Origin of the sequence: Halostagnicola kamekurae (assembly GCF_900116205.1) — an archaeon.
GTDB lineage: Archaea > Halobacteriota > Halobacteria > Halobacteriales > Natrialbaceae > Halostagnicola > Halostagnicola kamekurae.
Window position 1 is genome coordinate 420,061 of sequence record NZ_FOZS01000004.1, and the last position, 20,140, is coordinate 440,200.

At 60.8% G+C, this 20,140-nt stretch carries 17 protein-coding genes; 2 read left to right on the top strand and 15 right to left on the bottom strand.

Annotation, left to right across the window (positions count from 1 at the left end; all coding sequences use genetic code 11):
* Nucleotides 1-307: 307 nt before the first annotated feature.
* From BM348_RS18170 to BM348_RS18210, 9 genes are all read right to left on the bottom strand, one after another.
* A complete protein-coding gene (locus BM348_RS18170) occupies nucleotides 308-2,404 on the bottom strand; it encodes a dipeptide ABC transporter ATP-binding protein (protein WP_092907122.1) in 2,097 nt (698 codons plus the stop codon).
* The gene (locus tag BM348_RS18175) at nucleotides 2,401-3,321 is read right to left on the bottom strand and encodes an ABC transporter permease (protein ID WP_092907124.1); all 921 of its coding nucleotides are present in this window, start codon (nucleotides 3,319-3,321) and stop codon (nucleotides 2,401-2,403) included. Before BM348_RS18175 ends, BM348_RS18170 begins: the two co-directional genes overlap by 4 nt.
* Nucleotides 3,318-4,313 (bottom strand): ABC transporter permease, encoded by a 996-nt coding sequence (locus tag BM348_RS18180; protein ID WP_092907126.1) that lies wholly within the window; start codon nucleotides 4,311-4,313, stop codon nucleotides 3,318-3,320. Before BM348_RS18180 ends, BM348_RS18175 begins: the two co-directional genes overlap by 4 nt.
* Before the next feature lie 178 nt (nucleotides 4,314-4,491).
* The gene (locus tag BM348_RS18185) at nucleotides 4,492-6,402 is read right to left on the bottom strand and encodes an ABC transporter substrate-binding protein (protein ID WP_092907128.1); all 1,911 of its coding nucleotides are present in this window, start codon (nucleotides 6,400-6,402) and stop codon (nucleotides 4,492-4,494) included.
* Between the two features lie 103 nt (nucleotides 6,403-6,505).
* Nucleotides 6,506-7,156 carry a helix-turn-helix domain-containing protein gene (locus BM348_RS18190; protein WP_092907250.1) on the bottom strand — a complete coding sequence of 217 codons (651 nt, stop codon included), beginning with the start codon at nucleotides 7,154-7,156 and terminating at the stop codon, nucleotides 6,506-6,508.
* Between the two features lie 105 nt (nucleotides 7,157-7,261).
* Nucleotides 7,262-7,684 carry a sterol desaturase gene (locus BM348_RS18195; protein ID WP_092907130.1) on the bottom strand — a complete coding sequence of 141 codons (423 nt, stop codon included), beginning with the start codon at nucleotides 7,682-7,684 and terminating at the stop codon, nucleotides 7,262-7,264.
* Nucleotides 7,685-7,858: 174 nt separating this feature from the next.
* The gene (locus tag BM348_RS18200) at nucleotides 7,859-9,130 is read right to left on the bottom strand and encodes an amidohydrolase (protein ID WP_092907132.1); all 1,272 of its coding nucleotides are present in this window, start codon (nucleotides 9,128-9,130) and stop codon (nucleotides 7,859-7,861) included.
* Nucleotides 9,131-9,233: 103 nt separating this feature from the next.
* Nucleotides 9,234-9,953 carry a hypothetical protein gene (locus BM348_RS18205; protein ID WP_092907134.1) on the bottom strand — a complete coding sequence of 240 codons (720 nt, stop codon included), beginning with the start codon at nucleotides 9,951-9,953 and terminating at the stop codon, nucleotides 9,234-9,236.
* A gap of 2 nt (nucleotides 9,954-9,955) precedes the next feature.
* Entirely contained in the window at nucleotides 9,956-10,705 is a 750-nt protein-coding gene (locus BM348_RS18210) for a DUF5058 family protein (protein WP_245779531.1), read from the bottom strand.
* 183 nt (nucleotides 10,706-10,888) lie between these two features.
* Here BM348_RS18210 and BM348_RS18215 point away from each other — a divergent pair, with 183 nt between their 5' ends.
* Nucleotides 10,889-11,539 carry a trimeric intracellular cation channel family protein gene (locus BM348_RS18215; RefSeq protein ID WP_092907136.1) on the top strand — a complete coding sequence of 217 codons (651 nt, stop codon included), beginning with the start codon at nucleotides 10,889-10,891 and terminating at the stop codon, nucleotides 11,537-11,539.
* A 119-nt stretch (nucleotides 11,540-11,658) separates the two neighbouring features.
* On the opposite strand, the gene gcvPB is transcribed toward BM348_RS18215, so the two are convergent.
* The 6 genes from gcvPB to BM348_RS18245 form a co-directional block, all read right to left on the bottom strand.
* On the bottom strand, nucleotides 11,659-13,089 hold the full coding sequence (gene gcvPB / locus BM348_RS18220; RefSeq protein WP_092907138.1) for an aminomethyl-transferring glycine dehydrogenase subunit GcvPB: 1,431 nt from the start codon (nucleotides 13,087-13,089) through the stop codon (nucleotides 11,659-11,661).
* Entirely contained in the window at nucleotides 13,089-14,450 is a 1,362-nt protein-coding gene (gcvPA, locus tag BM348_RS18225) for an aminomethyl-transferring glycine dehydrogenase subunit GcvPA (protein WP_092907140.1), read from the bottom strand. The genes gcvPB and gcvPA overlap by 1 nt, the downstream gene beginning before the upstream one ends.
* Complete coding sequence (gene gcvH, locus BM348_RS18230) at nucleotides 14,447-14,824, bottom strand: glycine cleavage system protein GcvH (protein ID WP_092907142.1); 378 nt, start codon at nucleotides 14,822-14,824, stop codon at nucleotides 14,447-14,449. The genes gcvPA and gcvH overlap by 4 nt, the downstream gene beginning before the upstream one ends.
* 3 nt (nucleotides 14,825-14,827) lie before the next feature.
* Nucleotides 14,828-15,928, bottom strand: coding sequence for a glycine cleavage system aminomethyltransferase GcvT (gene gcvT, locus BM348_RS18235; RefSeq protein WP_092907144.1), 1,101 nt, complete (start codon nucleotides 15,926-15,928; stop codon nucleotides 14,828-14,830).
* A 60-nt stretch (nucleotides 15,929-15,988) separates the two neighbouring features.
* Nucleotides 15,989-17,203, bottom strand: a complete 1,215-nt coding sequence (gene ilvA, locus BM348_RS18240) for a threonine ammonia-lyase (RefSeq protein WP_092907146.1) — start codon at nucleotides 17,201-17,203, stop codon at nucleotides 15,989-15,991.
* Between the two features lie 638 nt (nucleotides 17,204-17,841).
* Nucleotides 17,842-18,621 (bottom strand): IclR family transcriptional regulator, encoded by a 780-nt coding sequence (locus tag BM348_RS18245; protein WP_092907148.1) that lies wholly within the window; start codon nucleotides 18,619-18,621, stop codon nucleotides 17,842-17,844.
* Between the two features lie 565 nt (nucleotides 18,622-19,186).
* Here BM348_RS18245 and BM348_RS18250 point away from each other — a divergent pair.
* The gene (locus BM348_RS18250) at nucleotides 19,187-19,999 is read left to right on the top strand and encodes an aldo/keto reductase (RefSeq protein WP_092907150.1); all 813 of its coding nucleotides are present in this window, start codon (nucleotides 19,187-19,189) and stop codon (nucleotides 19,997-19,999) included.
* Nucleotides 20,000-20,140: the final 141 nt, after the last annotated feature.

Genomic DNA, 20,140 nt, shown 5'->3' on the forward strand with positions numbered 1-20,140 from the left:
CCATCTCGAGAATCGCAGCGCTTGAGTCGCTGGATCTTTCTTTGAGTTGGTGGAGAATAGTGAGTTGAAAGTTTTAATGTTTTCTCTCTTAGTGGAGATAGCTGGGAGCGGATATTCGGTATGACCGGGTTTCTCGAGCCCTCGATAGTGGCTGTGACAACCAGGTTCTTGCGCTCTCAAAAAGAGTCGCGGACACGAGAAAACAAACGGAGGGCGCTCTACCAGTTGCCCTCAAGTTCAAGAAGAGCCTCGAAAGAGCAAACAGCGCGTCAACGGACTCCCGCGAGTTCACTCGAGCGGCGATCGATCACCCATCGAGGTCGTGCTCGCCGACCGCTATATCGTCGTTCGAAGCCGACGAATCAGTCGCGATCGATTCCGTCTCGTCCGTCGGGAAGTAACACGCTGCACGGTGTGTCTCGTCTCCCGTCGCGTCGATTCCCGGTTCGCTCTCTCGGCACGACTCCTTGGCTTTCGGACACCGCGGGGCGAACGCACAGCCGGACGGGAGATCGACCGGGTCCGGTGGCTCGCCCTCGAGCAAAACTCGTGTTCGATCCGCCGTTGGATCCTTTTCCGGCGCAGCAGACAACAGCGACGCGGTGTATGGATGCTTGGGTTGGGTCGCGAGACTGTCGATCTCTCCCTCTTCGATGACGCGCCCGAGGTACATGATCGCGAGCCGATCTGACACTTGCGTCAGGCTCGCCAGGTCGTGGGAGATGTAGATGATCCCGATATCCTCGGTGTCGGCCAGTTCTCGGAGCAAGTTCAACAGGTTGACTTTAAGAGACACGTCCAGCATCGAGGCGGGTTCGTCACAGATCAGGAAGTCCGGATCCAGAACGAGCGCCTTCGCGACTGCGACGCGCTGGCGCTGGCCGCCGGAGAGTTCGTGTGGATACTGGTCGAGGAACTCGTCGGCGGGTGTGAGCCCCACCGTCTCCAACGTTTCGACGATCGCGCGTTCTTTCTGGTCGGTTCGATAGTCGTGGATCGAAAGCGGTTCACCGACGAGTTGGCGAACGGTGTGGCGAGGGTTCAGCGAATCGAACGGATCCTGGAAGATGATCTGGACGTTTCGCCGGAACTCCTGTAGATTCCCGTCCTGATAGTACTCGTAGGACTCGCCATCGAACGTTAGTTCACCACCGGTCGGGTCCTCGAGTAAGGCGATTGTTTCGCCGAGCGTGGACTTCCCGCAGCCGCTCTCGCCAGCGACGCCGAGGACTTCGGATCGACGGACCGAGATCGAGATGCCGTCGACGGCCTTGACGTACTCGGGGTCAGTTCCGCGAATTTTGTCGAGCAGCGATTGGCTCTGTCCGTAGTGTTTCTCCAGCTCGTCGGTCTCGAGAATTACCTCGCCGCGGTCCGAATCGGTTGCGGTAGTTTCGGGGAGATCCCACGTCTCAGGTTCGGTAGCCGTCCGTCGCATCTGTGCGGCCTCCTTGACGCGGTGACAGGCCGACCGGTGATTTCGATTCGGCAGATCGACTGGGTCCGGGTGCGATTCGCGACACGCATCCGTTTCGAACGGACAGCGGTCTCGAAACACACAGGCGTTCGGTTCCTGGTTTAGATTCGGTGGCGAGCCGGGGATCGAAACAGGATCGACGTCATCTGTCTCGATTTCGGGGAACGAGTTTTTCAACCCCATCGTGTAGGGGTTAGTCGGATCGACCAGCACGTTTTCGACGCTGCCCTGTTCCATTACCTTGCCGCCGTAGAGAATCGATAGCTCGTCGCAGGTTTCGGCGATGACACCGATCTCGTGCGTGATCAACAACAGCGAGCTATCCATTCGCTCTTGAATCTCGAGGATCTTGTCGATGATCTTGTCCTGAACGATGACGTCTAACCCGGTCGTCGGTTCGTCCGCGATGATCAGGTCGGGTTCTAGCGCGAGCGCCATCGCGATGGTGACCCGCTGGCGCATCCCGCCGGAGAACTCGTGTGGATAATCGTCGGTCCGATCGGGATCCAGGCCCACGATTTCGAACAGTTCGCGGACGCGATCCTGTGCTTTCGCATCCGTGACGTTTCGGTGCGTGTGGATCGCCTGTGCGATCTGGTCGCCGGTCGGCATCACCGGATCGAGCGAGTCCATCGCGCTCTGTGGGATGTAGGCGATGTCCTCCCAGAGGATATCGCGGAGTTCGCCATTGGAAAGCGAAGTGAGATCCGTTCCATCGAACTCGATCGTTCCGTGCTCGACCGTTCCATTGCCTGGGAGCAATCCAAGCAACGCCTCCGCGACCGTGGACTTTCCGGAGCCGGACTCGCCGGCGAGACCGTAGTTGATCCCCTCCTCAATCGCAAAGGAGACGTCGTTGACGGCGTGGACTGGTTCGTCGTCGGTCTCGTACGTGACTTTGAGGTCTTCGACTTGGAGTAGCGTCATTGGTCTGTCTGAATTTCTGGATTGATGACTTCCTCGTAGGCGCGGCCGATGAGGAACACCGAGGTAGTTATCGCGGCGATACCGATCGCGGGCGGCAACACCCACCACCACGCGACGCGCATGTTGCCCGAGGCGAACACCTGTCGAAGCATCCGACCCCAGCTCGTCATCGTCGGGTCACCGAACCCGAGGAAGGCGAGACTCGCCTGCGCAGCGATCGCCCAGGCGACCCCGTAAGCGGTGTACAGGAATCCGATTGGCAACACGTTCGGCGCAACGTGGTAGACCATCGTCCGAAGATTGCTCGCACCGCTAGCTCGAGCCGATTTGACGAACGTGCGTTCACGAACCGAGAGCACCTCCGAACGGACGACTCGAGCCGGCATTTTCCAGAGGAACGCAGCGATGATAGCCGTTATCAGCCAGATGTTTGGCGTCATGAACGTGAGCAACAGCAACGCCATCGGCATGAACGGCAGCGAGAAGGTGAGGTCCGTCAAGCGCATCAACACTTCGTCGACCCACCCGCCGTAGTACCCGCTGACGACGCCGACCGTAAACCCGAGTGCGCCGGTCCCGAACCCGCCGAACAGACCGACGATGAGCGTCGGCCGTGCGCCGGCGAGGAACTGACTCAGTACGTCCTTTCCGTAGGAGGTCGTCCCGAAAAACGCCTCAGCGCTCGGGGCCGAGAGTCGAAGGACGGACCCGCCGTCACCGCGGACGGTGTGTGCGATCGGTTCATGTGGAGCCAGAAGCGGCCCGAATAGCCCGAGGAACACGAACGTGGAAACGATGATCATGCTCGCGAACGCGAGCGGATCCCGTCGCAGGAACGCGAACTGATTCCGGAGGGTCGTCCACAGGGCGTCGATTCGGCTGTACACCGCTGCTTTTGGCGTCGTTTCGGTACTCACGCAGACTCACCCCCGTTAGCCGAGATGGTCGGATCGAAGTACGCGTAGAGAACGTCCGCGACGAGGTTCGCGATGATAACAGCCAGCGCCATGATGAACACTGCGGCCTGTACGAGCGGGTAGTCCTGTTGCTGGATAGCTAACACCAGTTCCCGGCCGATACCGGGCCAGCTAAAGACCACCTCGAGCAGGATCAGTCCCTGGAATATCATCCCCAGTCGGAGCGTGAAGTACGTCAAGATGGGGAGCATCGAGTTCCGGCCCGCTCGAGCCAGTTGTTGGGTCTCCGTGAGTCCCTTCGCCCGATGAAGCTTGAGGAACTCGGAACCTCGCTTCTCGACGACCCCGTTGCGAGCTAACAACAGGAAATCGCCGCTGTAGTAGAGGACGGCGATGGCGAAGGGGAGCATGTAGTGATGCAAGAAGTCGAGCGAGACGAACGTCTCGAAATAGCCCTCGGGAGTCGCCCGAATCGAACGCATTCCGAGCGCCGGGACGATCTCCAGATTGTACGCGAAGACGATAATGAAGAATATCGCCGTGATGAACACCGGCGTCGAGCGTAACAGCGTCGTCGAAACGATACTTGCCTTTTCGAAGCGGCTACCGCGATTCCAGCCGGCGTACATGCCCGTCAGGGAACTGAGGACTGCCGTCGTCACCAGTGCCGGCACGAGCAGGATGAGCGAGTTGATCAACCGCGGCTCGAGGACCGTCCAAACCGGCTGACTGCGCAGGATCGAGTAGCCAAAGTTGAATGTCAGTAGGCTCGTGAGATAGCTGACGTACTGGCTCCACATCGGCTCGTCGAGACCGTACGTCGAGCGGATTTCAGTAATCTGTTCCTGATTGAGGTTGCCAGAGGTGACCAGAGCCTCGAAGGGACTTCCCGGTAGCAGCCGCAGAACGACGAATATCACCGAGACGGCGACGAGTGTCAGCAATATCGAAATTGCCAGACGCTTGAGGAGGAACCGCTGGAATTTCGTCATCGATCTCCCTCCATCGCGTTAATTGGAATCGCGACGGCCGAATCATGCGCAGCAATTCGTACAGCAGAGGCCGGTTCAGTATCGGGGGAGACCCGTGTCAGGTCGGGCGCGTGATTCGCGCCGAGACGGTTCCGCTGCCATTGGCATTGTCGTAGTGTCGTCTGCTCCATCGTCGAGTTCATGAGAAATCCGCCTGTTCGAGTTCTTCCCTGCGCTTGTAGGTGTTTTCGGGCTGAATACGATCGACGAACGCGCCCCACGCCTCACCGTTAGGATAGCGGAGGTTGTCGTTGCCGTCCCAGGTGTACCCCGCCCGCTCGAGGATGTGCCGCGCCTCCTCGATGTCGGTTGTGTATTCTGTCGTCTCCGGGTTGTGCCACTGGGTGAGCGGCGAGATCGGGTTCTCGCCCGGCGGGACCGTCGCTTCTCCCTGCAAGAAGTCGTCGATGAACGCCTGTGAGTCGATCGACTTCGCCAACGCCACGCGAAACTCCTTGTCGCGGACGAGCGGACATGAGAACATGAGCTTCCCGTCGAGCGGGGCGTAACTTCCGGCTGAAACCTGTTCGATCCCGTTTTCGTTCGCCGCGCGCTCGGCCTGCAGCGTCGACAGGTTCGTTCCGATCGCGTGAATCGACCCGCTCTGGAGCGAACCGATCAGGGCGTCGACGTTGCTGACGTTGATCCAGATGACCCGATCGACGCCGGGCCCGCGTTCGACTTGATCGCCGAGCGCATCGGCCCGCCAGTCGTCGTCGAACATCCAGTGGTCGTCGTTACGCGAGGCGGAAAATCGTGTACCTTGCTCCCATGTTTCGAACTCGAAAGGGCCAGTTCCGACGGGTTCATCCGGGTTGTGCTGGGACGGGTTGTCGACGTCCTCCCACCGGTGTTTCGGGAGGATAACGCTCCGGACGACTCGCTGGGTCATAAACGCCGCATCAGGGTTCGACAGGTTGAACCGCACCTCGAGATCACCGAGCACCTCGACCGATTCGATCGGATCGTAGAACGGGACCTGACTCGAGGACGCGTATTCCTGATAGAGATCGACTGTAAACGCCACGTCCTCGGCGGTGAACGCTTCGCCGTCGTGCCATTCGACGCCCTCGCGGAGTTCGAGTTCGACCGTCGTTTCGTCGACGAATCCGCCGTCAGTCGCGAGCGCGGGAACCACATCGAGATCCGGCGTTGCGTCGAACAGGCCGTCGTAGATGAACGTGAGACGTTTCGCCTCTGCACCGCCTGCAGCCCACGGCAAGTTCAGCGAGTTCATCGACGTCGAAACGCCCTTGACGTAGGTCCGGTTATCCGTCTCGGGTTGGAGGTTGACCTCCGTCCAGACGAACGAGTCCATCGTCGGACCGTTACCGGGCGTCTCCACGTAGCCGCTCCACATCTCCGTGTTCACCGCCGTGACGATGTTCGGAAAGAGCGTGATCAACGCGCCGACGTCCTCGGCGAATAGCTCCTGTGCCCGATCGACGAGTTCCTCTCGTTCGTCCCGATCAGTCGTCCGAGCCTGTTCGATGAGTATTTCCTGAAGTTCGGGGTGATAGTAGTTGTCGTAGTTCGAGAGCGATCCCTTCGTCCGGCGCATCAATAGCGGATTCGGATCGAGCCCTCGCTGCGGATCAGGTCCATGGGTGCTCATCGAGATTACCGCCTCGAGTCCCTTCGTCGACCAGCTTTGGGCGTAGAGCTGATTCATCGGCCGGTCGTTGAGCTGCACTGCGATTCCCAGGTCGTTGAGCCTTCGTTGTACCATGAATGCGTGTTCGCGCATCCACGGGTCGTCCTCACTCGAGAACTCGACCGGAAGCGGGTCGAGTACCGCACCCCCAGTCGCGCTGTACTCGAGTGGCGGGGAATCAGCGTCGATCGTTTCCCAATCCCGCCAATACTGAGTCTCGACAGTTTTTGGTACGCCGTCTGGTATATCTGGCTCGAGACTCTGGCCACGGCTGTCAGTACAACCGGCGAAGGTACCGGCACCGACTACGGACGCGGCCGTGGCGAGGTAGCTGCGTCTCGTGAGTCGGTTGGGTTGATCCCGAGCCGAACCTTCATGGTTTTTTCTCAGCGTCATCCACCCCCATGTTATGAGGTGACTAGAATCGTATTATCCCCTATTGGGATCGATGAGGATCATTTATTAAATGGGGGCAGATATTTTGGTCGCTGATCGGCCGTTAGTTCCGTGGACCATAGATGAGTTCGAGGAGGGTTCGTTCCGCGGTTCGGAGTCGCTCGCTCACCGTCGATTGTGCGATGTCGAGTTCGGCGGCGAGGTCCGTCGCGGATGTTTCTCGAGGAATGTCGAAGTAGCCATTGTCGTAAGCCGTCTCGAGGACTGCCAGTTGCTCGTCGGTAAGCTTCGAGACGAGAACCTCCGTCAGTCGGCCACTGTCGAGCGGTTCACCCGGCTCCTCGTTTTGCGTGACAGAGAGCAGTTCGAACTCGCCAAGTGTGTCCTGAATCTCGTCTGCCAGCGACCGGAACTGATCCCAGTCCCGGGCGGTAACGACGACCTCGAAGACGCCGTTTTGCAACACGATTCGGTTCGGGATCGCTTCCTGTCGCAACACGAGGCTCAAGATAAACGGATACGATTCGTTCGCCAAGATGGTGAGTCGCCTGATCTCGAGGTCGTCCGACTCGGTCGGAACTTCGCTGCTGTAGAACAACGACACGCCGGAGATCTCCTCGAGGACTCGCTCCGGCGTAAACGGATCGTTCGATGCAACTGTCAGTGACTCGATCCACGTTCCGTCCTCGACGTAGAACGCGTTGTCCAGTTCGATACTTCGAATGTTGCCCAGCGCCCGGCAAAGCTTAGCCAGCACACCAGTCGTCGCGGTCGTAAACTCAACGCGTAGGATCGGTACCCCTCCGTACGGAGAGAGGAAAACCCAGCCACATATACTTCACGCTGTTCGGCCGCTCACTCAATCCCCCTCGGACGAGTATGCTCTCTCGGATGCCGCGGAAGCGCCAGCGGAATCCCCATCGATCCGTTCCAGTACGGCGAGCGTGCCAGTCGCGTACGCGACGAATCCAGCCCCGGTGATCAAGAATCCGAGTCCGAGGCGCAGTTCGTCGGAAACATCTAACAACGGGCTGACACCGATGAGCGCAGCCAGCGTAACGAGTCCGACACTGAGCCCCGTCCAGCGTTTGTCGTTCCAGGTCTCTCCGGTCGCGTACGCCGGGTAGCGATTGCCAATGTGGAGGGTGAGTTTGAGCCCACAGACCCAGCAAAGCCCCGTGACGAGCGCGAGACTGGGATATCGGCCGATCCAGTACAGACCGATGGACACTGCACATCCAACGAGAAGGGCGACGAGCGTGTCTCGAGCGGTTCGTTGCATACGTTACCTAATGCTATACTACCGGAAAAATATTTGTGAACGGTTTATCAGTAATGGACGGACCACCGTCTATCATCGCATCTCGGTATTGACCTCGCTGGCGGACCGGTTCAAGAATCGGCAACGGAATCAGCGTTCTCGAGGCATCGATACGACGGACGACGAGTCCGTATTCTAGTCGCTATCGAGCAAAGACAACGCGGTTCGTGAGAGCACTGAAACGCCGATCGGGAGACACTCCTCGTCGACGTCGAACGTCGGCGTGTGATGACCGCCCGGATTGCTCGCACCGATACCGACGTACGTGGCTTTGCCGCCGTTTTCGGCGACGGTCTTCATCAGATACGTGGCGTCTTCGCTCGCATCGAGCGTCCCGCTGCGACGGGGAGACTCGACCGCCTCGAGTTCGGTCGCGCTTTCGTATACGGCATCGACCATCTCTTCGTCACAGTCTTGCCGTATCGATTGTCCGATGACTCGGACGTCCATCTCACAGCCGTGCATCTCCGCGGCGTGCTCGAGGCAATCGTACACGGATTCTTTCATATACTCCATCAGCTCGGTCGACCCGCCCCGTACTTCCGCTTTCGCGGTCGCCGAGTCGGCGATGACGTTCGCCGCGTTCTCCGATCGGATCTCGCCGATATTCACTCGAGTCGTCCCATCACCGTGGCGGGGAATCGCGTACATGTTGTTCGCCGCGGTGATCAAGGCTTGCACAGCGTTGTGGCCGTCGTGTGGTGCGGTACCGGCGTGTGCCGACGTTCCGTCGAAGGAAATGTCAAACCGGCAGAGTGCGAGCGCTTCGTCGAGTCCGGCGACGACTTCGCCGGCCGGCAGGTCGAGTCCGACGTGGGTACCCATCAGATAGTCAATATCAGAGAGATGATCGGTGTTTGCCATCGCCTTTCCACCGCCAAGGAGTTCTTCGGAAGGTTGGAAGAAAACTTTGAAAGTACCACTGAAATCGCTCTCCGAGACCTCCTTGAGAACCCCAAGTCCAATTGTTATGTGCGCATCATGGCCACAAGCGTGCATAAATCCGTCATTAGTTGACTGGAAGTCGTTTGCGCTCGGAAAATGGCTCGCATCAGTGGATTCAGTTATCGGGAGGGCATCGATATCCACCCGGAGACCGACGCAGGGACCGTCGCCGTTGTCGACGACCGCGGCCGCGCCGGTATTGCCACCGGCTATCTTCTCGAACACGTCGGGCCGGTCGATATCGTTCCGAGCGCGCTCCAGCCACGTGGCTAACTCCCGTTCGTCCGGAACGCCGAGTCTCTCGTTCGGGTCGATAGCGTCGGGACCAACGTGGATTTCGTCCGCACCGATTCGCTCGATCTCGTCGACGATTTTCGCGGTCGTCCAGAACTCGCACCAGCCCGGTTCGGGGTGTTCGTGAAACGCGCGTCGCAACTCGACCAGTTCACTCGCCTCTGCCATAGAGTAACATGGCAATACCAACTATTTATAATTTCCCAAGGCGGCGTTACAGAAAGACGGCCGAAATCGAGTTAGACCGCAGAAAGGTGCCGGAACGGGCGTCTCACGAACTCGTCTCGATCATACCGCGTTGCCACATGAGTTTCGCAGCGTAGATCGTGCCGAACACGGAGACGACGATCACGGCGTAGATCGGAAGGCCGGGGAGGAACGCGAAGTATCCGAGATCCATCAACACCGTCATCACCAGCGCGATAGAGAAAGCGACCGCGGCTATCTTCGGGTAGTCCCGTCCGAACTGCGCGAAAATCGCACCGAAGATCGCAGGCACCAGGTAGGACTCGAGGGCGTTCCGGACGAATTCGGGAAGCGCCTCGAACACGGGAACGAGCGCGAGGGCACCGACGGTCAATATCGTGATGTTCACGAAAATCGACCCGGCGATCGCGATGGTCGAGATGATGCTCCCGCGGGGGGTCCCCGCTTCGACATCGGCGCTCTCCTGTGCTGCAGCAGCACACGGTAAGCGGAGGTTCGAGATGTTACCCGACAGGAACGCCATGTACGTCCCGGGAATACCGAGAACCGGATAGTACGAGATGGGTTCAATGAACCAGATGATCCCGAACGTGGTCGCGACGGACACGAATCCGCCGACTATCGCCCCCGTCGGCGGGATAATCTCGAACACGGCGAGCAAGACGAGCGCCGGCCCGAACGAAAAGGCGACGGCGAGCAGACTCGTTATTCGCCCCCATTTGTTGATATATGGGATGAAATCCGATTCGTAGACGCTCTCACCTGAACCCGACGGTGGCGACATCGTCACCACCCCCCTCCGGCGACCATGTGAACACCTATTCCGACGACGAGGCCGACCGCCATCGACGTCCCCAGCGCCCATTCTCTGATCCACTGAACGTCGTTCTCATCAGCTATCTTCAATAGCGACAGCATGACTAACCCTCCGATCGCAAGGGATCCCGTTTCGGGAGCCCCGGCCGTGACTTCCCCGGAGACGAAATACGCGAACGCCCCGAGCATCGCGCCGGAGGTGACGATCGGGAGCAGTTTCTCCCGCCCGCCGACGATTTTCTGTCTCGCCTTCTCCATGTGCGGCGTCCCGACAGCCGCGACGATCAACCACCCGATACCGCCGAGGGTCATCGTCCAGACTGCAGTCGCGAACGCTCTCTCGGTAATTCCCTCGTCGCCAAACCCGAATCCGAGCTGGGAAACCCCCAGTTCCGCGGCCGGGAGTTCGAAGGCGACGGATCCGATGACGGACAGTCGCATCCAGGCAACTGGCCCGCCGACGACCGCGATAAGTGCGAGCATCGCCGCGAGCACTGCTATTGCAGGGCCGACCGCCGAAATGACCCCAGTTTTCAGCCCGGTTTTGAGCTGCTCGTCAGATAACCCCATCTTTTTCCCGTTTTTCCACGACCGTCGAAGGAACAGCCCCGCTTGCACTAACACCATCGAGACCACTGGAATCGCCGAGATCCAGAGCCAGTTGCTGTTGGCCACATCCATGTAAGCCGGTGCCGCGGCTGTGTTGAGATACCATCCCATGGTAATCAATAGCTACTACCGAGAACATATATATCTGATGTATACAGAACGCGAATACGAACTGAGTTATCCGCTTGACCGTATTGAGAAGGCAGATGGTCAAAACCAGCGGAACCGGCACAACGGAGTACGATTTCGCGAATCGGAACGTTAAATATGTCGAGTCCGCAGTGTGCAGTCATCATGGGAGGACTACTCGAGCAACTGCTCGGCGACCCGTTTACCGTGATGAACGCCGTCGGGCTGATCGCGTTCGCTCTCGTGGGCGCAACGAAAGCGATCCGCGAGCGATTCGATATCTTCGGCGTTACCGTCGTGGGGCTCGCAACAGCCTTCGCAGGTGGGGCGACCCGGGACATTTTGGTCGACCGAGTCCCCCTTGCGCTTCGTTCGCTGGGGGAGGTTAGTCTCGGTGTGTTCGGTGTCGCCCTCGCGATCGGGCTCAGTATGGCCCTCGAGTCGCCCGACGATCACCCCTTTACCGTAGTGGCGGACGCGGTCGGACTCGCCGCGTTTACCACCGCCGGGGCCATCGTCGCGGCGGACAGCGGCCTGCCGGGTTTCGGAGTGGTCGTCATCGCGACCATCAACGCCGTCGGCGGGGGTGCGATTGCAGATATCCTGTTGGACCGAACGCCGTTTATCATGATCGACGACTTCTACGCGAGCTGTGCGGTACTCGGCGGAACGACCTACTGGCTACTCGATACCGCAGGGATTGGTGGCGGAGCAGCGGCGCTGTGTGCCACAGTCACCGTCGGAACGAGGCTGGCCGCCGTCTACTGTCAGTGGGCGCTTCCGACCCCCCACAACGGTAACGAACAGTTCGAGTAACGGTTCGCGACGAACTCGAGTCGGAGAGAAACTCAGATACTGGACTCCGCCGACCGTGTCCCGCTGGTTTCCCGGAAGGTTCGAGGCGACAAGTGACGATGGTGATCGGGCGAACCGCGTTACTCCGTGTCCGAGAGCGCGTGCCAGGACAGGCGCGGCGTCCGTGCGGCACTCGTCTGATCGATGTACCGCGCGCTGGTTCGCTCGGGTGCGGATTCGAGTGCGTCCTCGTCGTCGGCGACGGCGTCGAACGCGGCGGCGAGCCGATCGAGCGATCGCTTGCTCTCGGCCTCGGTCGGCTCGGTCATCAGCGCTTCCGGAACGATCTCCGGCCACTTCGTCGTCGGCGGGTGGACGCCGAAATCGAGCATGCACTTTGCGAAGTCGGCGGCGTCGAGGTCGCCGGCGCTCGCGACGAACTCGTGATGGAAGGGGCCGAAGGGCACCTCGAGGTCGATCTGGCTGGCGAGGTAGTTCGCATTGAGCACCGCCTTCGCGCTCGCGTCCTCGAGACCCTCGTCACCGAGCCGGCGGATGTACGCGTGGGTCTTGAGCAGCACCAGCCAGTTGCCCATCGCGCCGTGGACCTTGCCGATCGACTCCGACGGCTCGAACAGTTCGTAGCCGTCCGAACCCTGACGGACCTGCGGAGACGGCAGGAACGGCGCGAGCTCCTCGGTGACGCCGATCGGACCAGCGCCCGGTCCACCGCCGCCGTGGGGCGTCGCGAACGTCTTGTGGACGTTGTAGTGCATGATGTCGAAGCCCATGTCGCCCGGTCGCGCGTGCCCGAGCAGCGCGTTCAGGTTCGCGCCGTCGTAGTACAGCAGACCGCCGGCGTCGTGAACGATGTCGGCGATCTCCTCGATATCGCGCTCGAACAGCCCGAGCGTGTTCGGGTTCGTCAGCATCAACGCGGCGGTTTCGCTACCGACGGCGCTCGAGAGCGCCTCGAGGTCGACCCGACCGTCGTCGGTGGCCGGTAACTCGACGACGTCGTAGCCCGCCATCGCGGCGCTGGCGAAGTTCGTCCCGTGCGCGCTCGCCGGCACGATGACCTCGGTTCGCTCGTCGCCCTCGCCGTTTCGCTCGTGGTAGGCCGCGGCGACGAGAATGCCCGTGAACTCGCCGGCTGCTCCCGCCGGCGGCTGGAGCGTCACCGCGTCCATCCCGCCGATGCGCCCGAGATAGTCCTGGAGTTCGGCGTAGAGCTGGAGCGTCCCCTGAACGCTCTCCTCGAGGCGGTCCGGATGGACGGCTGCCGACGCCCGCGCCGCGATGTCCTCGGTGAACTTCGGGTTGTACTTCATGGTGCAGGAACCGAGCGGGTAGGGACCGCTGTCGATCCCGTAGTTCATCTGCGAGAGGCGCGTGTAGTGGCGCGCGGCTTCGGGTTCCGAAAGCGCCGGCAGGGATATCGAGTCTCTGGTGAGGTCCTCGGGCAACCCGTCGTACTCGACGTCGACCGTCGTCCGATCCTTCTCGGCGAGTAACGGCTCGTACCCGTCCGATTCCGGATCGTTCCAGACGGCCTGCTGATGGCCGGCCATCAGTCGAGCACCTCCGCTATCGCGACCACAAACGCATCGATCTCGCGCTCGTTCGCGTCGGTCACGCAGATCTGGACCGTCTCCTCGTCGACGGCGTGGACAGCGAAGCCTTCCGCGTAGAGGTCCGAAACGAACTCCGAAGCGGGCGGTTCGACGGTCGCCCTGAACTCGCGGAAGTTGTGGTACTCGGCGGCCGAGGCCTCGATGCCGTCAATCGCATCGATCTGAGCTGCGAGACGCTGCGGGAGTCGATGACAGGATTTCGCGAGTTCGACGAGTCCGTCTGGACCGAGCAGCGTCGCGTGAATCGCGGCTCGCAGCGCGACCCACGCCTGGTTGGTACAGATGTTCGACGTCGCTCGCTCTCGGCGAATGTGTTGTTCTCGAGTCTGGAGCGTCAGCGTGTACGCCCGCTGGCCACGATCGTCCTCGCTGGCGCCGACGAGACGGCCCGGAACCTGCCGGAGATACTCCTCGCGGCAGGCGAACAGGCCGAGTCCCATTCCGTAGGCCGAACCCAGCCCGAGGGTGCTCGCGTCGCCGACCACGACGTCGGCACCGACCGACGCCGGCGTCTGCAACAGCGACAGCGCGACCGGGTCTGAGCCGAGGCAAAACAACACCTCGCTGTCAGCGAGGTGGGTCCCGACCTCCTCGAGAGCGGGCTGGATTCGACCGCTCGTCGTCGGGTTTTCGACGTACGCGAACGCGACGTCGTCGTCGACGGCGGCGGCGATCTCGTCGGGATCGACCACACCACCGTCGGTCGGATACTCCGCGACGACGAGGTCGGCCCCGGAAACGTAGTTTTCGAGGACTGCCCGTCGCTCGTCGAGGAGCGTATCGGGGACGAGTACACGATCACCCGTAACGGCCCTGACGCGCTGGGACAGCGTGGCCGCCTCGCCCAGCGCGGTGGCGGCGTCGTACATCGAGCAGTTCGCGACCTCGAGACCGGTCAGTTCCACGAGCAGCGACTGGTACTCGAACAGCGCCTGCAGGAATCCCTGCGTGATCTCGGGCTGGTACTGCGTGTAGGAGGTCAGAAACTCCGAGCGATCGGCCAGGTGGTCGACGAGCGACGGGACGTAGTGATCGTAGTGGCCGCGCCCGAGGAACTCGGTTACGGAGTCGTTTCGGTCGAGGATCTCCGTCAACCGCCGTCTCACGTCTCGCTCAGATGCGGCGTCGATCCCGAACGAACCGTCGAACCGCACCGATTCCGGAACGTCGAATAGGTCCTCGACCGAGTCCGCGCCCACCGCCTGAAGCATCGCATCGACGTCCGCTTCGGAGTGGGGTGCGAACGGCGTTCCGGACCGACTCGTCGCCGTCGATAGCGTCGTCTCGTGCTGACTCATTTGATCTGGTCCTCGTACTCGTCCGGGCCGAGAAGGTCATCGAGCGAGTCGTCCGTCTCGAGTTCGATCATCCACCCCTCGCCGTACGGGTCCTCGTTGACGAGTTCGGGGCGATCGAGTATCGTCTCGTTGACCGCGGCGATCGTTCCCGAGACGGGCGCGTAAACGTCCGAGATCGCTTTGATGCTCTCTACGACCCCGAACTCCGTCCCTTCCTCTAGTGTCTCGCCGGCGGCGGGAAGTTCGACGAAGACAATGTCACCCAGTTCGTCCTGTGCGAAGTCGGTGATGCCCACTCGAACGACGTCGTCCCGTCGCAGTATCCATTCGTGCGATTCCGCGTACCGCCGTTGTGCTGGTATGTCGAATTCCATCGGTTACGTGTCTCCCTCCTGGGTCCCCAGAAATCGTTGATCGACGATCGTTGCATCCACCACGTTGTCGCGAACCTCGACTCCGACCTCGGTCCCCTCGTCCGCATACGCCGCGTCGACGTAGCCGAGCGCGATGGGAACGCCGAGCGTCGGACTCATCGTGCCGCTGGTCACGGCACCGATCTCCGCCCCGTCGGCGACGATCGAGTAGCCGGCGCGCGCGATCGCCCGCTCGTCCACTCTGAGTCCGACGAGGCGCTCGTCGACGCCCGCGGCCTCGAGTTCCCGAAGCGCGTCCGCGCCGACGAACGGCGTCGAGAAGTCGACGACGAACTCCAGCCCGGCCTCGAGCGGCGTTCGCGGCTCGTCTTCGGGGTCGAAATCCTCGCCGGAAAGGAGGAGACCGGCTTCCAGTCGGAGCGTGTCTCGAGCGCCCAGACCGCACCGCTGGATATCCTCGAACGCGCCCCAGACGGACTCGGCGTCGGTCGCCGGAAACACGATCTCGACGCCGTCCTCACCGGTATACCCGGTTCTGGCGACGAGACAGTCGACACCCTCGATCGCGACGCGGCGCGCGCAAAATCGACCGAGATCCGACACCGAATCGCTCGCGACCGAGGAGACCGCGTCGACCGCTTCGGGGCCCTGTATCGCGATCATTGCGGTTTCGTCGGTTACGTTCTCGACGGTGGCGTCGAGGCCCTCGTCCGCCCCAAAGCGGCGCCATCTGTTCGCCAGTTGCTCGTCGTGACCGGCGTTCGGGACGAAGAGGTAGTCCTCCCGTTCCGGACGGCGGTAGACGACCGTATCGTCCAGTAGGATGCCGTTCTCGTCGAGGACACAGGAGTACTGGGCGTCTCCTGGTTCCAGTTCGTCGACGGCGTTCGTCGTGAGCCGATCCATCAGTTCCGTCGCGTCGGGCCCCCGAACGACGACTTCGCCCATGTGACTCACGTCGAAGCGGCCGGCCGTTTCCCTAACTGCCGTATGCTCCGTACGTATCGAATCGAACGTAACGGGCATCTCCCACCCACCGAAGTCGGTGAAGTCCGCGTCGGCAGCACGATGGGCCGAGTATAAAGGTGGCTTCTGTAACGTCACACTGGAACCATCAGAGACGGCTCACATAAATTTCACTGTTCTGTGATCGAACCGTCGGCGTCAGTTGACTCGCGTGACCGGAAACCCAGCATCCTGAATGGCGGCGACGATCCGTTCGGTCTGTTCGGTCCCGCTCGTCTCGACGCGAAAGTGGAGGTACGCCTCACCGACGTCTAAGTCCTCGACGGACCGCTCGTGGCGAACGTTCCTGACGTTCGCGTTGTGGTCTGCGATCAGCGCGGAGAGCCGTTCCAGTCGCCCCGGTTCGTCGACGATTCGGACCCGGAATCTGACGAGTTGCTTTCGCGCGGTCAACCCGTGGGTGAGGACCGTCTGGAGGTCGGTCATACTAAGATTCCCCCCGGAGAGCACCGGGACGACGAGTTCGTCGCGAACGTCCAGTCGATCGCTTCGCAACGCGGCGATGGTCGTCGCGCTCGCCCCTTCGATCATCTGTTTCGTCCGCTCGAGCGTGAACAGCACGCTGTCGGCTATCTGCGTGTCGGTGACCGTGACGACGTCGTCGACGGAGCGTTCGATGCGCTCGTAGGTGATCTGGGAGAGACTACCGGTCGCGATGCCGTCGGCGATCGTTCGAGTCTTGTCGCAGCTAACCGGTTCGCCCTTCTGCAAGCTCTGGGGCAGTGTCGCCGCTCCAGCGGCTTGGACGCCGACGATCCTGGTGTCAGGCTTTCGTTCGCTGATGACCGTCGCGATGCCGCTTATGAGTCCGCCGCCGCCGACCGGGACGACGATCGTGTCGACGTCGGGGACCTGCTCTACGATCTCGAGGCCGACCGTTCCCTGACCGGCAACGATAGCGGGGTCATCGTACGCGTGGACGAAGACGGAATCCTCGTCGACGAGCGTCTGTGCGTACTCCATCGCGGCGCCGAAGTCGTCGCCATGAAGTTCGACGTCGGCACCGTAGGCCGCCGTCGCGTCGATCTTGGTCTGGGGTGCGCTCCACGGCATCACGACCGTCGAGGAGAGTCCGAGCTCGGTCGCGGCCAGCGCGACGCCCTGAGCGTGATTGCCGGCACTGGCCGCGACCACGCGGGAGACGTCGGGCCCAGATTCGACTATTCGAGATAGCTTCGTGTATGCTCCGCGCGTTTTGAACGAGCCGGTACGCTGTAAGTGCTCCATCTTGAGGCGTATTTCGGCGCCGGTTTTGGCCTCGAGGGACCGACTCGTCTCGACGGGCGTCTCTCGCACGACCGACTCGTCGAACCGTTCGCGGGCTCGCTCTATCGCTGATACTGACAGATTCATTTGTGGGCGTCTCCGAGGCGCGTAGCGACCTCGGCCGTTACACGTCGCCGACCAGTAATAATAGTAGCGCAGGGGTGCGAGAACGATCCATAGCGGCCGTCGCCGCTCCGGAGACGGTTTTTCGATCGAAAATACTCCTGCTCGAGCTGTCCAGAGTCAGAGCGCTGATCGAGTTTCCAATATAGAAAAAGCAAATGAAGGGGAAGAGAGAGGACGGTGTACCGGACCGGGTGAGCGTGATGGAGGGAAACGCTATCTTGTCGGTTCGAACTGTGCACCTGACTACTGTCTCTTGTGCCAAAGCCGGTCGTCTGGGCCTTCGCTGTGACTTCTCTGAGCGCGTCTCGCGACCAGATTATTGAAAAAGCGCACGAGGAACCACCACAGGAACGATCGACACCGAACGCTGTGGAATTATTGCCATATTGGCGAGTTACGACACTAGGACCACTCTCACGGGCCCAGAGGGAGGTTTTCCAATATAGAAACTAATCCATCCCAGTTCCGACGTGAAAGCGCTCCGGAGGTAGCGGTTTACACCAATACGAGTGTAACAATCACGGCGTTTCGATGACGGTATCAGCGCCATCGAGAGATCCTGAACCGATACGACGGCGAGTTAGTTTCCGCCATGTCACTCACGAGTCCCGAACCGTCGCATCGTTCTCATTCGCCAGTTCGCGCTCGAGTTCCGAAACGACGGGCCGAAGAAGTTCGACGAGCTTTTCGTCGGACGGAAGGCGATACGGCGGCCCGGAGATATCGAGCGATCCGAACGCGGTTCCGTCCGGGCCCGTGATAGCCAGCGCCACCGATCGCAACCCCTCAAGGGCTTCCTGGTCGTTCACGGCGTATCCCCGCGAGCGAGTTCGCTTGAGTTCCGCGAAGAGTTCGTCCCGACTGGTGATCGTATTCGGCGTCTGGGCCGGAAGCCCCCACCGATCGAGAATCTCGTGGACGCGGTCGTCCGAGAACTCGGCCAGCATCGCTTTTCCGCTCGCGGAACTGTGCATGTAGAACTGGTGCCCCACCTGAAAACCCGTCACTGAGGGATTGCTGACTTCGTCGAAGAGAACGATACTCCGCCCGTTCTCCGCCACGGCGAAGCTCACTTCCTCGCCGGTCGCGTTAGCCAGTTCGAACGCGTGTTCCTTCGCGAGGTCGTACCGTTCGTCGCGCCGACGGGCCGCTTCCCCAAGATGGAAAAGCTTCAGGCCGAGCTGGTAAGTGTCCCCGACTTTCGTGACGTAGCCGACGTCTCGCAGTGTCTCGAGGTGCGTGTAGACGGTACTCGTCGAGAGCCCGACCTGGTCAGATATCTCGGTGAGCCGACCGCCGTCGAGTTCGTCGATCGCATCGACCACTCGAAGCGATGTCGCCGTCGTTTTTCGCCGGTCGCCGCGTCCATCGGATCCCATGCAATCCGAACGGTCGACGACCCGCTTAAATCCACTTCTTTCGGGCGGGCGACCCGGAACCACGTGATACAGGAATCGACGTCGACTGACTGGATGCATGCAGGGGGAGCGCATCGCCACTGTTTTGGTCGTCTTTCCCCGAGTTTGGGTCTCGCAAACGGATATCGAGGGTAGGAATTCGAAAACCACTCAGTCAAGGATATTTTCTCGGGATTTTGTTACATACATATGTATGTAAACTATTGATCATCTCGAGAAAGCGGTAGAAAGAAGTCGTCCGACGGGCAGATGATGAGCACTACTGCGTTCAGATCGCTATTCGTAACGGTCAAACGGCGAGCTCGAATCAGCGACAGGAGCAAACCCGGCGATAGCTGACAGTAGATGTACAATCGTAGACGGCATCGTTGAGGCCCGATCGAATCGTTGATCGACGACCCGAAACGTCGTTTGGTTCTCTCAAACAGATGGAGGTCTCAGATTTTTCGGACGCGGAACTCGAGTTCATTGAATAAATCTCTCCGATACGAGAAGATATAAAGCCCGATCGATGATATACGTATCCATGCTCGAGAACGATGCACACGGGCTCGGATTCGGGACGTACAGCCTCACGGGCGAAGACGGCATCGATGCCCTCGTCACGGCGCTCGAGGCGGGATATCGCCATCTCGATACCGCTCGTCTGTACGGCAACGAGGCGGAGGTCGGCGAGGCGATCGACCGCGCCGACGTCGACCGCGACGAACTGTTCGTCGCCACGAAGATCGCCCACTTCGAGGAGCCGGAGAAGACGCCCGAATACGTACGAAACGGGGTCGAAGAGAGCCGATCCCGACTCGGAATCGATACCATCGATCTACTCTACCACCACTGGCCCCGCAACAGGGACGATATCGAGACCGTGTTGCCGGTCTTCAACGAACTCGTCGAAACGGAGGCGGTCGAACGCGTCGGTCTGAGCAACTACACGCCGAGCGATCTGGAACTCGCAGACGAACTCCTCGAGCCATCCCCGTACGCGGTTCAGGCGGAGATGCATCCGTATTTACCACAGGAGAAACTCCGCGGAGCGGTTCGGGATCGCGGAGCGTTCTTCGTCGCCTACTCCCCGATCGCACAGGGGGAGGTATTCGAGGACACGACCATTTCGGCCATCGCCGACGAACGCGACACGACCGAAGCCGCCGTCAGCCTGGCCTGGCTCCGCTCGAAAGACGGGGTCGTTCCGATCCCCCGGTCGAAGACGCCCGAACACATCCGGAGCAACCGCGAAGCGCTCGAGCTAGACCTGACCGACGAAGCGATCGAGAGGATCGACGATATCGACCGTCGACTCCGGTGTGAGGATCCCGAGTGGATGCAGTGGGAGGAATAGAGCTAGTGCAATTGAGGGGGACGAACTGATACGATCGACGGCAGTGACGGGTCACAGAACGCGATCGTAAGATCGATCTCGACTCGCGTGTACCAGTTTCGTTCGAATCGGTTGAGAGGAGACTCAACGGGAACGAGACGT

Bases quoted from the DNA above. Each gene is read 5' to 3' on its own strand.
- ilvA (WP_092907146.1), bottom strand. From the start codon at position 17,203: ATGAATCTGTCAGTATCAGCGATAGAGCGAGCCCGCGAACGGTTCGAC.
- BM348_RS18200 (WP_092907132.1), bottom strand. From the start codon at position 9,130: ATGGCAGAGGCGAGTGAACTGGTCGAGTTGCGACGCGCGTTTCACGAA.
- gcvH (WP_092907142.1), bottom strand. From the start codon at position 14,824: ATGGAATTCGACATACCAGCACAACGGCGGTACGCGGAATCGCACGAA.
- BM348_RS18205 (WP_092907134.1), bottom strand. From the start codon at position 9,953: ATGTCGCCACCGTCGGGTTCAGGTGAGAGCGTCTACGAATCGGATTTC.
- BM348_RS18180 (WP_092907126.1), bottom strand. From the start codon at position 4,313: ATGACGAAATTCCAGCGGTTCCTCCTCAAGCGTCTGGCAATTTCGATA.
- BM348_RS18185 (WP_092907128.1), bottom strand. From the start codon at position 6,402: ATGACGCTGAGAAAAAACCATGAAGGTTCGGCTCGGGATCAACCCAAC.
- BM348_RS18215 (WP_092907136.1), top strand. From the start codon at position 10,889: ATGGGAGGACTACTCGAGCAACTGCTCGGCGACCCGTTTACCGTGATG.
- gcvPB (WP_092907138.1), bottom strand. From the start codon at position 13,089: ATGGCCGGCCATCAGCAGGCCGTCTGGAACGATCCGGAATCGGACGGG.
- BM348_RS18210 (WP_245779531.1), bottom strand. From the start codon at position 10,705: ATGGGATGGTATCTCAACACAGCCGCGGCACCGGCTTACATGGATGTG.
- BM348_RS18170 (WP_092907122.1), bottom strand. From the start codon at position 2,404: ATGACGCTACTCCAAGTCGAAGACCTCAAAGTCACGTACGAGACCGAC.
- gcvPA (WP_092907140.1), bottom strand. From the start codon at position 14,450: ATGAGTCAGCACGAGACGACGCTATCGACGGCGACGAGTCGGTCCGGA.
- BM348_RS18250 (WP_092907150.1), top strand. From the start codon at position 19,187: ATGCTCGAGAACGATGCACACGGGCTCGGATTCGGGACGTACAGCCTC.
- BM348_RS18195 (WP_092907130.1), bottom strand. From the start codon at position 7,684: ATGCAACGAACCGCTCGAGACACGCTCGTCGCCCTTCTCGTTGGATGT.
- BM348_RS18245 (WP_092907148.1), bottom strand. From the start codon at position 18,621: ATGGGATCCGATGGACGCGGCGACCGGCGAAAAACGACGGCGACATCG.